Here is a 12,726-nt window from a genome sequence, read left to right on the forward strand (position 1 = left end):
GCTCCTGGAGGGGGATCGGTCAGGCGGCGAGGCGGGCGCGCTCGGCGAGCGCAAGCGCCGGTGGGGTGGCGGTGTCGACGCCCATTTGCGCAAGGCTCTCGGCGGCGGCGGCAACCACCTTTTCCATCACCTGCGCGTCCATCTGGCCGATGCAGCCGATCCGGAAGCTGTCGACGACGGTGAGCTTGCCGGGATAGATGATGAAGCCCCTCGCCTTCATCAATTCGTAGAAGCGCTCGAAATTGAAGTTCGGATGGGCGGGGCTGAAGAAGGTCACGATAATCGGCGAGAGCCACTCGTCGCCTAGCAGTGTCTCGAAGCCGAGCTGGCGCATGCCGGCGACCATGACGTCGCGGTTGTTCGCGTAGCGCGCGCCGCGTCCGGCAACGCCGCCTTCCTTGCGATGCAGCCGCAGCGCCTCGAGAAAGGCGGCGACCACATGGGTCGGCGGAGTAAAGCGCCATTGTCCCGTCTTGTTCATGTAGGCCCATTGCGCATGGACGTCGAGACTCAAGGAATGGCTGCGATCCTTCGCAGCCTCCAGTTCCGACTTGCGCGCGATGACGAACCCGAAACCCGGAACGCCTTCGATGCATTTGTTGGCGGAGGAAACGATCGCCTCGTAGCGGAAGTCATCGACACCGGCGGGCACAGCGCCGAAGGCGCTCATGCTGTCGACCAGCAGCTTGCGGCCGCGACTGTAGACTGCCTCGGAAATTTCCTTGAGGGGATTGAGAATGCCCGAGCTCGTCTCGCAATGGACGGCCACGACATGGGTGATTGCCGGATCTGCGTCGAGAGCGGCCGCCACCTCGCTGCCGCGCGGGGGCATATAGTCGCCCTTGTCGATCGAGACGTGCGTGCGGCCGAGATATTTGAGCGTCTGGCCGATGCGCTGACCGTAGGCCCCGTTCATCAGCACCAGAACCTTGCCCTCGCGGGGAATGAAGCTGCCGAGCATGGCTTCCACCGAGAAGGAGCCGCTCCCCTGCATGGGGACGCAGTCGTATTCGCCGCTTTCGTCTCCCGCAATAGCAAGCAGTTCGCGACGCAACTCGGCCGTCATGCCCCGGAAGTCGCCGTCCCAGGACCCCCAGTCGCGCAGCATGGCCTCCTTTACGGAAAAGGCGGTGGTCAACGGCCCAGGCGTCAGCAGGTACGGCTCGCCCAATCTCGGCGCTTCGAGAACTTCATTCGTCTTTGCATCTGCGGGCATCTGGTTTCTCTCCTTTGAGAACTGCCGGGACATGGGCGAGGATGGCGATCCCATATGTATCTGTAAAATCGATATTTCATATCCATTCATAGATTTGGCTTATCATCCTTTCACAAGCGCAAGACGGCTCTCGAGCAGATCCCCTCGCTGTTTCAGGATTGGATAGGCGAGTGTGGCGAGAAGGGAGTTCACCTCCTTGAGCGCCCGTGCGACTTCGAGGTGCATGTTGCTGGACTCGACGCTTTCCGGGCGCCCTGCCCGCAATCGCGCCAGATGCCGTTCGTGACTTTCCCGTACGAGCGCGCGTACCCGCTCCTTCTCCCGGACGAGCTTTCGCGCCATCGCCGGGTCATCCGACACCAGCAGGTTGAAAGCGAGACGCATGTTGTCGCGCACGCTGGCGTGAAGCACCTTGAGCTCGGTCCAGCCCTCGTCGGAGAACTTGTTGCCGTTTTCCAGCTTGTCGCGGGCGATTTCGACCAGGGTCTTGGACACGATGTCGCCGGCATGTTCGAGATTGATGGCGATGTCGATGAGTTCGACACCCCGCCGCGACTGACGCTCATCGAGCACGCCGCGATGGATTGCTGCGAGATAGAGCTTGATGTCGCGGTGGGCGCGATTGACATATCCGTCGAGCCGGCGGATTTCCTCGATCTTCGCCGGGCTCGGATGCTCCAGGAGCTCCATCACCGGACAGAGCATCCGCTCGACCACCTCGCCCATGAACAGCACCTCGCGCGTCGCGGCGGCGAGGGCCGTGTCGGGGCTGTCGAGCAGAGTCCGGTCCAGCGCGCTGATTCTTCGCGCAAGCGTGTCGCCGTCTTCGGAGCTCTTGAGATCCGATTTGATGAGAGAAGTAACGGCGCCGGCGGCAAGCTGCGAAAGCGGCAGGCAAAGGATCGCGAGGCAGGCGTTGAAGGCCAGATGAAAATGGACGAGCTGCTCCGCCGGGGTTGCGCCAAGATGTCGAAGTTCTGCCGACAAGGGGCCGATCGCCGGCAAGGCGATCAAGGCGCCGGAGGCCCGGAAAAGGAGATTGCCGGCCGCGACGCGCCGCGCCTCGGCTGAAAACCCGCGCGTCAGCCACATGGCGATCAACCCGCTGCCGAGATTGGCGCCGAGAATCAGCGGCAGGCCTGCCTCGACGGGCAGAAGCCCCTGCGCGGCGAAACCCAGGATGAGGATCAGGACCGCGACGCTCGAATGCACGATCCAGGTGAAGAGCATCGCCGCCGCGAAGGCCGTCACATGGTCCTCCGCGAGATAGCCGACGATGGCGGGCAACACGTCGCTCTGTTTCAACGGCAAGGTCGCCTCGCCGATCAGCTTCAGCGACGTGAGGACGAAGCCGATGCCGAGCAGCATGCGGCCGAGCTCGCGGGGCTTGTCGCTTCTGCCCTTCAGGTAAAGCAGTCCGCCGGCCGCAAGCAGGAGCGGCGACAGCCAGCCCAGGTCGAAGGAAAGAACGCGAACCACCAGCGCCGAGCCGAAATCCGCTCCCAACAGAACGGCAAGGCTGGTGTTCAGCGTAAGATAGCCGCTTGCCGAAAGACCGGAGGCGAGCATCGCCACCGCGGTGGAGCTCTGCAGCAGGACCGCAAGGACCGTGCCGCTCGCGGCGGCGTAGATGCGGCGCTTCCCTCCCCTCGCCAGCACACGCTTCAACGACGTGCCATAGGCGTTCTCGACGCCGCTGCGGACGAGATGCACCGCGTAGAGCAGCAGCACGGTCGCGCCGGCCAGATGCAGCGAGAGAGTAACGAGAGCCATCTTCAATCTCTCCGGAATATCGATCCGACGACCGTCACTTTTCCCTTTACATAAATCAATCGTTCGTTTCTATCGTTTGATTAGGTCAGCTTATGATTGGGAGAGGCCATGCGGTACGTCCAGCTTCGCGCGTTCCACAATGTTGCAGTTTGTGGAGGCTTCTCCCGTGCAGCAGAGGCGCTGTTCCTCACGCAGCCGGCCGTGTCGGATCAGGTCCGCAAGCTGGAAGAGGAATATGACGTGCTCCTCTTCAACCGGAACAAGAAGCAGGTGACGCTGACCCAGGCCGGTCACCAGCTGTTGGAGATCACCCGACGCATGTTCGACACCGAGCAGCAGGCGCTCGATCTGCTATCGGAATCGCGCGCATTGCGGGCCGGCACGCTTCGCATCGTCGCCGATGCCGCCCACCATCTTCTTCACATCCTTGCTGCCTTTCGTCAGAAATATCCGTCGGTTCAGATCTCGCTGAGGGCCGGCAACACGGAAACGGTCATCACCAGCCTCTATTCCTACGAGGCCGACATCGGCGTGCTCGGCGAGGTTCCCGAGAGCCGGGAGTTCGACATCGTCAAGCTGAACTCGACGCCGATCATCGCTTTCGCGTCGAGCGAACATCCTATCGCCCGGCGAAGCACAGTCAGTCTCGAGGAACTCTCGGGCCAGCCGCTGGTGATGCGGGAACGCGGTTCGAAGACGCGGCAGAAGCTCGAGGATTTCGCGGCCGCCGCAGGCGTCACCCTGAAGCCGGCCATCGAAGCGGAGGGCCGGGAGGCCGTGCGGGAGATCGTCGCGGCCGGTGCCGGGGTGGGCTTCGTCTCAGCCGCGGAATTCGGCCGGGACGGACGTCTCGCGCCGATCGAGATCGTCGGCGCCGAAATGCTGATGGACGAGGCATTGATCTGCCTGAAGGAGCGCAGCGGCGGAAAGCTCGTGCGCGCCTTCTTCGAAATTGCCCGCTCGCTGGCGGAGAGGTGAATGGAGCTGCCCGCTTCAGGCGGCGGCTCGCGGCTCCCCGGCATCCGCCCGCACGCGTTCTGACTTCGGATCGTAGGGGCACTTCAGGTGAGCGGTCGCCGGGTGACGCTCACCGGCAAGGTCGATCTGGAAACTCCCGCTTGCGATGAACTCGCGGTCGACCCCTTCTCCATGCTCTATGAGGCCGAGCGCAACCGAACGCCCGAGCGTGTGGCCATAGGCGGCTGAGCGGACTTCGCCGACAGGTTTGCCGTCACGCAGGATGAGTTCCCCGCCCCAAAGCATCGGCTCGGGATCATCCAAGGTGAATTGCACGATGCGTCTGACGGGGGCGCCGACCTGCTTTGCCCGGATCAAAGCCTCGCGGCCGATGAATCCGCCCGGCTTGCCGAACGATACGGCGAAGGCGAGCCCCGCTTCGTGAGGATTGATGTCAGGCGTCAATTCGCGGCTCCAGGCGCGAAAGCCTTTCTCGATGCGGAGCGCCTCGAGAGCGTAATAGCCGCAATCGACGAGCCCGAGATCGCGCCCCGCCTGGTGCAATGCCTCGTAAACGCCCACGGCAAATTCACTGGGCACGATCAGTTCCCAGCCGAGTTCGCCGACATAGGTCATTCGGTTGGCGTAGGCCGTCGCATAGCCGATGTCGATCTCGCGGATGGTCGCAAAGGGAAAGCCTGCATTCGAGAGATCGGCGGACGTGATCCGCCCGAGTATGTCGCGTGCGTTCGGTCCCATCAGGGCCAGCACCGCGTAACCCGAGGTCACGTCGGTGAGGGTGACGTGGGCGTCCGGTGAGGTGTTCCTGCGGATCCAGTCGGCGTCGTGCACCGCCTGCGCGGATCCGGTGACGATGAGGAACCGGTCAACGGCGAGCCGCATCACCGTCAGGTCGCTTTCGTAGCCGCCCCGTTCGTTGAGCATGCCCGTATAGACCGACCGGCCGACCTCGACATCGACGTCCGCGGCGCAGATGCGGTTGAGCGCCTTCGCTGCGTCGGGCCCCTGCACGAGAAATTTGGCAAATGAAGTTTGATCAAATATCCCAGCAGCTTGTCGCGCCGCGTTCATCTCTCGCTTTACCGCCTCATGCCAGTTCTGCCGACCGAAGGCATAGTCCGTTTCCGGTATTTGGCCTGCTTCGGCAAACCAGTTCGCGCGCTCCCAGCCCATCTTCGAGCCGAAGCATGCACCCTTGGAGGCAAGCCGGTCGTAGAGCGGCGAGCGCCGGAAGGGTCGCGCTGTGAGCAGCTCGCGGTTCGGCCATGGCATGGCATAGTGCAGTCCGAGCGTTTCCTTCACCCGGTCGTGCAGCCAGCGCGGATTGTTGTTGAAGCTCGCGAAGCGGCGAATGTCGACCGGCGAGAGATCCATTGTCGGCGCACCGTTGACGATCCACTCGGCAAGAGCCCGCCCGGCGCCGCCGGCGCTGGCGATGCCCATGGAATTGAACCCGGCGCCTACATAGAAATTCCGCAGTTCCGGTGCCTCTCCGAGAATGAAATTATTGTCCGGCGTGAAGCTCTCCGGCCCATTGTAGAATTTTCTGACCTCGGCCGTTTCGAGCTGCGGCACGCGCACCAGCGCGTTCTGCATCAGGATCTCGAACTGGTCCCAGTCATCTGCAAGCAAGGCGAATTCGAAATCATCCGGAATGCCGTTCATGCCCCAGGGCTTGGCTTCCGGTTCGAAGCCGCCCATGACGAGACCGCCGACTTCCTCCTTGAAATAGATGTAGCCGTCCGGGTCGCGCAGCACCGGCAGGTCGGGATGCACCCCTTCGATCTTTCCTGTGACGATATACATGTGCTCGGCCGAGTGCAGAGGGACCGTCACGCCGCACATCAGCCCGACCTTGCGCGCCCACTGGCCGGCGCAATTGACGACGATTTCGGCGGCGATATTCCCCCCGTCGGTCTCGACGCCACGGACCGTCCCGTCCTTATCCGTGATGCCAGTCACGCGCACGCGCTCGATAATGCGGGCGCCGCGGTTGCGCGCCCCTTTCGCCAGCGACTGGGTGAGGTCCGTCGGATTGGCCTTGCCGTCTCCGGGAAGCCAGACGGCTCCTACGAGATCGTCCATCGCCATCACCGGCCAGAGATCGGCGGCTTCCCGCGGTGAGATCACCTCGACGGCAACCCCTTGCGCCCGCGCCGATGCTGCGGTCCGCTTCAGCACGGTCATGCGATCGGTCGTGCGCGCCACGGCGAGCGAGCCGCAATTCTTCCAGCCCGTCGCAAGGCCCGTCTCCGCCTCCAGCTCGCTGTAGAGCTGCGTCGAATATCGGATGAGGCCGGTCATGTTGGCATGGCTGCGCAACTGCCCGACAAGGCCGGCCGCGTGCCAGGTGGTTCCTCCGCTGAGCTGCCCCTGCTCCAGCAGGACCACGTCGGTCCAGCCGAGCTTTGTGAGATGATAGGCGACCGAGCAGCCTATGATGCCGCCGCCGATGATGACGACCCGCGCCTGTGTTGGAAATTCCTGCGCCATGAACCGACCTCCCAATGGACTGGAGTCAGCATAGGCAGGGATTCACAAAAAGCAACAATAGATGCAACAAAATGCAACATCATGCGGTGGCGACGATGACGCGCGGGCCTTTTCGCTCGAGTGCTTCGGAGATCGTAGGGGGCGGCGGCCTATCCACGATCACACCGGTCGCCTGATGAAACCCGGGTATTCGAAGGGGTGTCAGCCGCCCGAATTTCGAACTGTCGAGGACGAAGTAGGCCTTGCCCGCCATGGCGATCATCCGCGAGCGCTGCTCGGCGCCGTTGCGGGTGAAGTCGGTAACCTCGCCGTCAGGAGAAAGCCCTCCCCCGCCGAGAAAGGCGATGTCCACTCGGAAGCGTCCTATTGCCTCCAGCGCGTCGAGGCCCACTGCCGCCTCCTCGGCAGGATCGATCTCGCCACCCAGCATATGCACCCGGACTTGCGGCTGGCGGCACATGTGCAGCGCGATGGCGAGGCCGGTGGTGCAGATGGTCAGATCACGCGGACCGCTCAATGCGTGCGCGACGGCCAGCGTCGTCGTGCCGGAGTCGAGAAAGACGACCATGCCGTCCTTCACCAGTTCGGCCGCCCTCCGGCCAATCGCTGCCTTCGCGGCGGCGTTTTCCCCGCTTCGCAGGACCAGCGCCGGCTCGGTCGCTTCGAACAGCGTGGCGCCCCCATGCACGACATCGAGTTGGCCGCGATCGGCGAGCAACTTCATGTCCCGGCGGATCGTTTCGCGCGAGACGTCGAAATAGGCGGCAAGCTCGGCAATGCTCACCGAACCTTCGGAAACGACGCGCCTCAATATTTCTTCGTGGCGGCGCGGCGCGAGCGCTCGGGTGTTCGGCAACTTGGACATGTGAACAATGTTGCAATATTTGCGGCCCCCCGCAAGAGACGTCACGAACGCGAAGCGTCGGGTGCAACTACAATGCAGGTGTCGGCTGAGGGAGAAGTGACACCGTAAGCCAATTGCGATGTCCCACTTGAACCCTCGAACATGGTTGGCGATGACCAAAATGGGGCCGACTGCGGACTCTCCGGTCCTGGAAAATGCCCAGCCGATAGCTGCCGTTCGGCAAGCGACCTTCATTGTCGCCGTTCGAAGTGCCGCCACCCGGCCCGATGGCGGACAGTCCGCTCCCGAGTAGCCAGCGAAAGCCGCCCTTTCCAATTACGATCCGGCGCGCTGACTTCGGCCCTGATGCTTTATCCCTTTACGTATCCTCGTCCTTCAACGATCTTTCCGTCCCGAACGCGCATGATGTTTACCCCTCGAACCCGGTCCGCCGGGCTATCGGCCCAACGAAGCCGCCATCGGATGATCCCCCGATCCTCGCTGGCCCAAATCTCCTCGGCTTCGAAGACGAGGTTCGCAGAGGATGCAATCCCCTTCCAGAAGTCGAGGCAAGCTTCACGCCCTACGTAGCGTGCGCCATCCGGTGCGGGCGCCGTGTTCTCAAGGACGCAGCCCTCACCAATCAGATCATCGAGGTCTTCCGGGCGGTGCTTCTCAAACGCGTTATGGAAGCGTTTCACGATTTCGCGGGTAGTTTCGCTATCGGTGGTCATCTTTTTACCTCTTGAGATCAGGGCCTAGAAAGGCTTTTCGGACTTGTTGGTGCGATAAAGGCTTACGGCTACCTCCCGGGGTTTTCCGCGCGGACCTCCCCTCGCGACCTTGCGCCAGGCGTCTAGCGTGGCCTGATCGCGCCAGCACTCGAAGAGATTGACGCGCTCCGGATCGACCGCGTCCGCGCTTATCGAGAAGTCGACACAGCCGTCATAGGCTCTCGCGCGTTCGACCATACTCTTGAAGGCTTCCACGGAGCCGTCCCGCTTCTCAGCGTCGGTCCAGGTATAGCCGGCTATGATAATCATGAGCTTTGCTCCCTGAAACGTGGATGGGTTGCTGCTGTCACTCAGGAAGCGGCGCCGACTGGCCGGGAATTTTTGAAAAACCCAGCGCCTCGACGATCAAGCCGTCCCGGACGTGCATCAGGTTGATGCCCCGGAGCGAACCCCCGGAGCCGAAGTTAAAACGCCAGCGGATGATCGCCCGGTCGCCCATTGCGATCGTGTCTTCGACGTCGAAGTGAGCAGTCCTGTCGGCGGCCAGAACCTCCCAAAACGCGAGGCAGGCGTCATAGCCTTCGTATCGCGTTCCATTGGGTGCGGGCTGAATGGACTCCATCACGCAGTCCGGGGCGATCAGGTCTTTGAGGATAGCGGGCTTGTGATCGCGGAACGCCTGGTTGAACCTGCGCATGATGTCGGCTGTCTCGATCGTTTGCATAATCTCCTCCTAGTCAGACAGGTCTGTCTAGTTGCAGTATACAGACCTGTCTGTTAGAGTCAACCGCATGAAGAAAGCCATGTCGCCGACCGATTCCAAGGCAAGCGCCGCACGCCGCCGCTTGCTCGATACCGCCACTGGTCTTTTCTATACCGAGGGCATTCGTGCAGTCGGCATCGACCGCATCATCGCGGAGGCGGGCGTGGCCAAGGCGACGTTCTACAATTACTTCCCATCGAAGGATGACCTCGTCCTCGCCTATATCGAGGAGCAGGACCGGCTTGGGCGGGCGGCAGTCGCAGCGCTGCCGAAGCAGCCTCCCCGGGACAGGATCGCCGCTATCATGGGGCGCATCAGCGAGGCCGTGGTCGCGGGAGGTTGGCGTGGATGCCCGTTTCTCAACGCGGCGGCCGAATATCCAGCCCCTAAAAGTCCCGTGCGGCAAGCCATTGAAGCGCGGCGCGCCTGGTATTACGGTGTCCTACGGGACCTCCTTCAGGCCGACGGCGATCCGACCCCTTCCGTTACTGCCTCGTTGCTTGTCGCCGTATCAGACGGCTTGCTCGAAGCCGCATACCTTGACGATCCGGCGGCCGTTCCCGCCCTTGTAGGCGAAGCGCTGGATAGGTTGCTGGTCCGACTTTGAGGAAGTCGGATGGGCTCAAATCTGCCGAAATTCGTGAACTGTGCGCCGGGGACTTTTGCCGCCAATCAGGGGCAGCTCTCCGACTCGCCTGCCCAATAGCGGCCAGTCCGATCCAGTAACCGCAATGGGTCCTCTTGGTGTCGCAGATGCTCCCGGCACTGCGACACCCGATCCTGTGAACTATAAGAGGCGGACCGACATGCCCCCGTCAACGATCATGGGACTACCAGTCATGAACTGGGACCGATCCGAGAGAAGAAAGAGTGCGGCTTGAGCGATCTCCAAAGCCGAAGCCATTCTCTTTATGGGGTGCAGGTCAGAGACGAACTTTAAAGCTTCAGGATTACCTTCGCCACCTGCCGGGGTGACTGTCCCTCCGGGCAGCAGCGCGTTGACACGGATGCCCTCTCTGGCATGCTCAGCGGCAAGCGATTGGACAAGCCCATTCAACCCTGCCTTGGACGCGGCATAGGCTGCCATACCTGGTAGGCCGCCGTTGCTGAACCCGACGAAAGAGGACGTAAAGACAATAGAGCCGCCGCCTTGCTCCTTCAGAACCGGAACCTGCGCCTTGGCCGCCCAGAAGGCGCTGGTTAGGTTTGTCGAGATTACTCTGTTCCAGTTGTCAATGGACATGTCAGGTACCGCCACCATGTCACCCACCACGCCTGCGTTGTTGAAGGCCCCATGCAGGCTGCCGAAACGCTCCAGGGCCAACTCGGTCAGCACACCTGCATAGGCTTCATCCAGTACATCACCTGCACGGTACACGACGCTGCCGCCGCCTCTGGTGATGTCCTCAGCAACCGATTGAAGTTCATCAGATCGTCGCGCGGCGAGAACGACATTTGCCCCCTCGGATGCAAACAATCTGGCGGCGGCTGCTCCGATACCACTGCTGGCTCCGGTCACGATCAAAGTCTTGTTAGCCAGTTCCATTTTCATCTCCTGTTTATGATGCAGGAGATGGCTATTGCGCCCTCAGGCCGGTCGCCACCCGTTTCCTGTCTCAGCAGAAGTCCGCTTCGGGCCGAACACGGACGCATTTGCCCGGCAACTGGCCTTGATGGGCACAAGATTGTCCCCGTCCGCGGTGCCCGTCATTGCTGTTAAGCGGATGACCTCCCCTTGGTGTCACGGCGGCCGCAATCTCGAGCCCGCTTTTGGTGCATCAGACGGCCCTGCATTTCGCCCTCTACATGAACCGACACCATGCACGCGATCAATTTGCGATTTGTGATTTTTTGTGGATCCCTGAGATGGACGAGCGCGGCGAAACTGGCGTCAGGCGGCCTGAACCACCGTCACGGCAATCATATGGAAGACGTCGGCCGCACTGCAGCCGCGCGAAAGGTCGTTGGCGGGCCGTGAAAGCCCTTGTAGGATCGGGCCTATTGCCGTCGCGCCGCCGATCCGCTGGGCGATCTTGTAGCCGATATTGGCAGCGTCGAGGTTCGGAAACACGAAGACGTTGGCCTCCCCGCGCAGCGCCGAATGCGGCGCCTTGGTCAGACAGACGGCCTCGACGAAGGCGCTGTCGAACTGCAATTCGCCGTCAATGATAAGATCGGGATCGGCGCGCCGCGCCATGCCGGTCGCCTCGACGACCTTCGAAACGCGCTCGTGAGCGGCGCTGCCGCCTGTCGAGAAGGAGAGCATCGCGACTTTTGCCCGTTCTCCGGCAAGCCTCTCAAAGGACTTGGCCGACATGCGCGCGATGTCGGCGAGACCGGCTGCGTCCGGGTCCACGACCAGTCCGCAATCGGCAAAGACGAAGGCCCCCTTCCTGGCGTGATGGGGCTCGCAAAGCATCATGAGGAAGAAACTGGAGACGAGCCCGACGCCGGGCGCCCTGCCGATCACCTGCAATGCGGCACGAACGGTGTCTGCGGTGGTTGCGACCGCGCCGCCGACAGTCCCATCGGCCATTCCTTCGCGCACCATCATCGCGGCGAAGGTCAGCGGTGACAGAACGGCGGCCCGAGCCGCGGTCTCGTCGACGCCTTTGCTCCTTCTGTGCTCCAGATAGGCGGTCGCGAAATCATCGGTAAGCGGAGAGCACGCCGGGTCCTCGATCCGGAATTCCTGCGGGATTGCGTCCAGGGCTGCGAGCCTCTGCGCAACCACCTCGCGGTTTCCGACCAGCGTAATCTCCGCCACGCCTTCCCGCCTCGCCTGCACGGCGCCGGCGACGATCCGCGGGTCCTCGCCTTCCGGAAGGACGATGTGCCGCGGCGCTTTCCTGGCGGCGTCGATGATGCGATCGAGAGGTTTCATCAGCTGTGTCCCAGATAGTACATGCCGCCGAGTATGAAGACGGCGATGAACAGCGTTTCGGCCACGACGAGGGCAACGGCATCTCCGCCGACTTCGAGGACGCGGCGCAGCGACGTCTTCATGCCGACGGCCACGATGCCCGCCAGCAGCGCCCATCTGGATATGGCCATCCCGACCTCGCTTGCGAGCACCGGCACCAGCCCGGCGGAATTGAACCCCGCGAGAACGAGGAACGCCAGGACGAAGCCCGGCACGAGCGGCGCGCGCTTTCCGATGGACGCGCCCTCCTGCGGAACGCCGCGCAGGGCGAGGGAAAAGATCAGGACCACCGGCGCCAGCATCGTCACCCGGATGAGCTTGACGAGCGTCGCGGTCTCGCCCGCCTCCGGAGAGACCGAAAAGCCGGCTCCCACCACCTGGGCGACATCATGGATCGTGCCGCCGAAAAAGATGCCGGTGGCTTGGCCGTCAAGCCCGAGATACTCGGCGACGATCGGATAGCCGATCATCGCAAGCGTGCTGAGCACGGTCACCGACAGCACGGTGAAGATCAGATTGCGCTCGGAGAATTCGTTGCGGGGCAGCACGGCGGCGATGGCCATGGCGGCCGAAGCGCCGCAAATGGCAACCGCGCCACTGGTGAGAAGGGCGAGACGCCAGCCCCGGCCAAGCAGGCGGGCGGCCAGGAGGCCGAACAGGATGGTTGCCACGATCGCCGAGACGAGCAGCAGAATGGTGCCGGCGCCGAGGCCGATCAGAAGATCGACGCTGATGCGCATGCCGAGCAGCGCCACACCGATCCTCAAGATCAGCTTTGCCGAAAGCTCGATGCCCGCGACGCAACGTCCTTCTTCCGCCAGGAAGTGGAAGGCGATCCCCAGCAGCAGCGCCATCAGCATCGCCGGCGCCCCGTAATGCTCCGACAGGAACTGGGCAGCCATGGCGACGGCGGCCGTCACCAGGAGACCCGGTCCATAGGTCGACAGGACGGCTGACAGGGATTGCTTCCGTCGCTCGGTTTTGGGGATCGCGTCCATCTTT

The 12,726-nt window shown here is 62.8% G+C and carries 12 protein-coding genes; 2 read left to right on the forward strand and 10 right to left on the reverse strand.

Going from position 1 to position 12,726, the window contains the following annotated elements; translation table 11 throughout:
• Positions 1-19: 19 nt before the first annotated feature.
• Positions 20-1,216, reverse strand: a complete 1,197-nt coding sequence (locus ACTJKL_RS21895) for a 2-aminoethylphosphonate--pyruvate transaminase (RefSeq protein WP_440853775.1) — start codon at positions 1,214-1,216, stop codon at positions 20-22.
• Positions 1,217-1,318: 102 nt separating this feature from the next.
• Positions 1,319-2,989 (reverse strand): Na/Pi cotransporter family protein, encoded by a 1,671-nt coding sequence (locus tag ACTJKL_RS21900; RefSeq protein ID WP_440853776.1) that lies wholly within the window; start codon positions 2,987-2,989, stop codon positions 1,319-1,321.
• 108 nt (positions 2,990-3,097) lie between these two features.
• On the opposite strand from ACTJKL_RS21900, the gene ACTJKL_RS21905 reads away from it, so the two are divergent.
• Positions 3,098-3,967 carry a LysR family transcriptional regulator gene (locus ACTJKL_RS21905; RefSeq protein WP_018098764.1) on the forward strand — a complete coding sequence of 290 codons (870 nt, stop codon included), beginning with the start codon at positions 3,098-3,100 and terminating at the stop codon, positions 3,965-3,967.
• Positions 3,968-3,982: 15 nt separating this feature from the next.
• Here ACTJKL_RS21905 and ACTJKL_RS21910 read toward each other — a convergent pair whose 3' ends face one another.
• The 5 genes from ACTJKL_RS21910 to ACTJKL_RS21930 all read right to left on the reverse strand — a co-directional run bounded on the left by ACTJKL_RS21910 (position 3,983) and on the right by ACTJKL_RS21930 (position 8,762).
• Positions 3,983-6,460 (reverse strand): GcvT family protein, encoded by a 2,478-nt coding sequence (locus tag ACTJKL_RS21910; protein WP_440853777.1) that lies wholly within the window; start codon positions 6,458-6,460, stop codon positions 3,983-3,985.
• Positions 6,461-6,539: 79 nt separating this feature from the next.
• Positions 6,540-7,325 carry a DeoR/GlpR family DNA-binding transcription regulator gene (locus ACTJKL_RS21915; RefSeq protein ID WP_018098766.1) on the reverse strand — a complete coding sequence of 262 codons (786 nt, stop codon included), beginning with the start codon at positions 7,323-7,325 and terminating at the stop codon, positions 6,540-6,542.
• A 350-nt stretch (positions 7,326-7,675) separates the two neighbouring features.
• Positions 7,676-8,038 carry a nuclear transport factor 2 family protein gene (locus ACTJKL_RS21920; RefSeq protein ID WP_440853778.1) on the reverse strand — a complete coding sequence of 121 codons (363 nt, stop codon included), beginning with the start codon at positions 8,036-8,038 and terminating at the stop codon, positions 7,676-7,678.
• A gap of 24 nt (positions 8,039-8,062) precedes the next feature.
• The gene (locus ACTJKL_RS21925) at positions 8,063-8,347 is read right to left on the reverse strand and encodes a putative quinol monooxygenase (RefSeq protein WP_440853779.1); all 285 of its coding nucleotides are present in this window, start codon (positions 8,345-8,347) and stop codon (positions 8,063-8,065) included.
• 37 nt (positions 8,348-8,384) lie between these two features.
• Positions 8,385-8,762, reverse strand: a complete 378-nt coding sequence (locus ACTJKL_RS21930) for a nuclear transport factor 2 family protein (protein ID WP_440853780.1) — start codon at positions 8,760-8,762, stop codon at positions 8,385-8,387.
• A gap of 67 nt (positions 8,763-8,829) precedes the next feature.
• Between ACTJKL_RS21930 and ACTJKL_RS21935 the strand changes: the two genes are divergently transcribed.
• Positions 8,830-9,408 (forward strand): TetR/AcrR family transcriptional regulator, encoded by a 579-nt coding sequence (locus ACTJKL_RS21935; protein WP_440853781.1) that lies wholly within the window; start codon positions 8,830-8,832, stop codon positions 9,406-9,408.
• 180 nt (positions 9,409-9,588) lie between these two features.
• Here ACTJKL_RS21935 and ACTJKL_RS21940 read toward each other — a convergent pair whose 3' ends face one another.
• From ACTJKL_RS21940 to ACTJKL_RS21950, 3 genes are all read right to left on the reverse strand, one after another.
• A complete protein-coding gene (locus tag ACTJKL_RS21940) occupies positions 9,589-10,347 on the reverse strand; it encodes an SDR family oxidoreductase (RefSeq protein ID WP_102762615.1) in 759 nt (252 codons plus the stop codon).
• 345 nt (positions 10,348-10,692) lie between these two features.
• On the reverse strand, positions 10,693-11,685 hold the full coding sequence (gene pta, locus ACTJKL_RS21945; protein WP_102762614.1) for a phosphate acetyltransferase: 993 nt from the start codon (positions 11,683-11,685) through the stop codon (positions 10,693-10,695).
• Positions 11,685-12,722, reverse strand: coding sequence for a YeiH family protein (locus ACTJKL_RS21950; protein WP_440853782.1), 1,038 nt, complete (start codon positions 12,720-12,722; stop codon positions 11,685-11,687). Before ACTJKL_RS21950 ends, pta begins: the two co-directional genes overlap by 1 nt.
• Between the last annotated feature and the right edge of the window lie 4 nt (positions 12,723-12,726).

Origin of the sequence: Sinorhizobium sp. 22678, assembly GCF_052044265.1 — a bacterium.
GTDB lineage: Bacteria > Pseudomonadota > Alphaproteobacteria > Rhizobiales > Rhizobiaceae > Sinorhizobium > Sinorhizobium meliloti_A.

Excerpts from the sequence above, each read along its gene's own strand:
- ACTJKL_RS21895 (WP_440853775.1), bottom strand. The coding sequence starts at position 1,216 with ATGCCCGCAGATGCAAAGACGAATGAAGTTCTCGAAGCGCCGAGATTG.
- ACTJKL_RS21900 (WP_440853776.1), bottom strand. The coding sequence starts at position 2,989 with ATGGCTCTCGTTACTCTCTCGCTGCATCTGGCCGGCGCGACCGTGCTG.
- ACTJKL_RS21905 (WP_018098764.1), top strand. The coding sequence starts at position 3,098 with ATGCGGTACGTCCAGCTTCGCGCGTTCCACAATGTTGCAGTTTGTGGA.
- ACTJKL_RS21910 (WP_440853777.1), bottom strand. The coding sequence starts at position 6,460 with ATGGCGCAGGAATTTCCAACACAGGCGCGGGTCGTCATCATCGGCGGC.
- ACTJKL_RS21915 (WP_018098766.1), bottom strand. The coding sequence starts at position 7,325 with ATGTCCAAGTTGCCGAACACCCGAGCGCTCGCGCCGCGCCGCCACGAA.
- ACTJKL_RS21920 (WP_440853778.1), bottom strand. The coding sequence starts at position 8,038 with ATGACCACCGATAGCGAAACTACCCGCGAAATCGTGAAACGCTTCCAT.
- ACTJKL_RS21925 (WP_440853779.1), bottom strand. The coding sequence starts at position 8,347 with ATGATTATCATAGCCGGCTATACCTGGACCGACGCTGAGAAGCGGGAC.
- ACTJKL_RS21930 (WP_440853780.1), bottom strand. The coding sequence starts at position 8,762 with ATGCAAACGATCGAGACAGCCGACATCATGCGCAGGTTCAACCAGGCG.
- ACTJKL_RS21935 (WP_440853781.1), top strand. The coding sequence starts at position 8,830 with ATGAAGAAAGCCATGTCGCCGACCGATTCCAAGGCAAGCGCCGCACGC.
- ACTJKL_RS21940 (WP_102762615.1), bottom strand. The coding sequence starts at position 10,347 with ATGGAACTGGCTAACAAGACTTTGATCGTGACCGGAGCCAGCAGTGGT.
- pta (WP_102762614.1), bottom strand. The coding sequence starts at position 11,685 with ATGAAACCTCTCGATCGCATCATCGACGCCGCCAGGAAAGCGCCGCGG.
- ACTJKL_RS21950 (WP_440853782.1), bottom strand. The coding sequence starts at position 12,722 with ATGGACGCGATCCCCAAAACCGAGCGACGGAAGCAATCCCTGTCAGCC.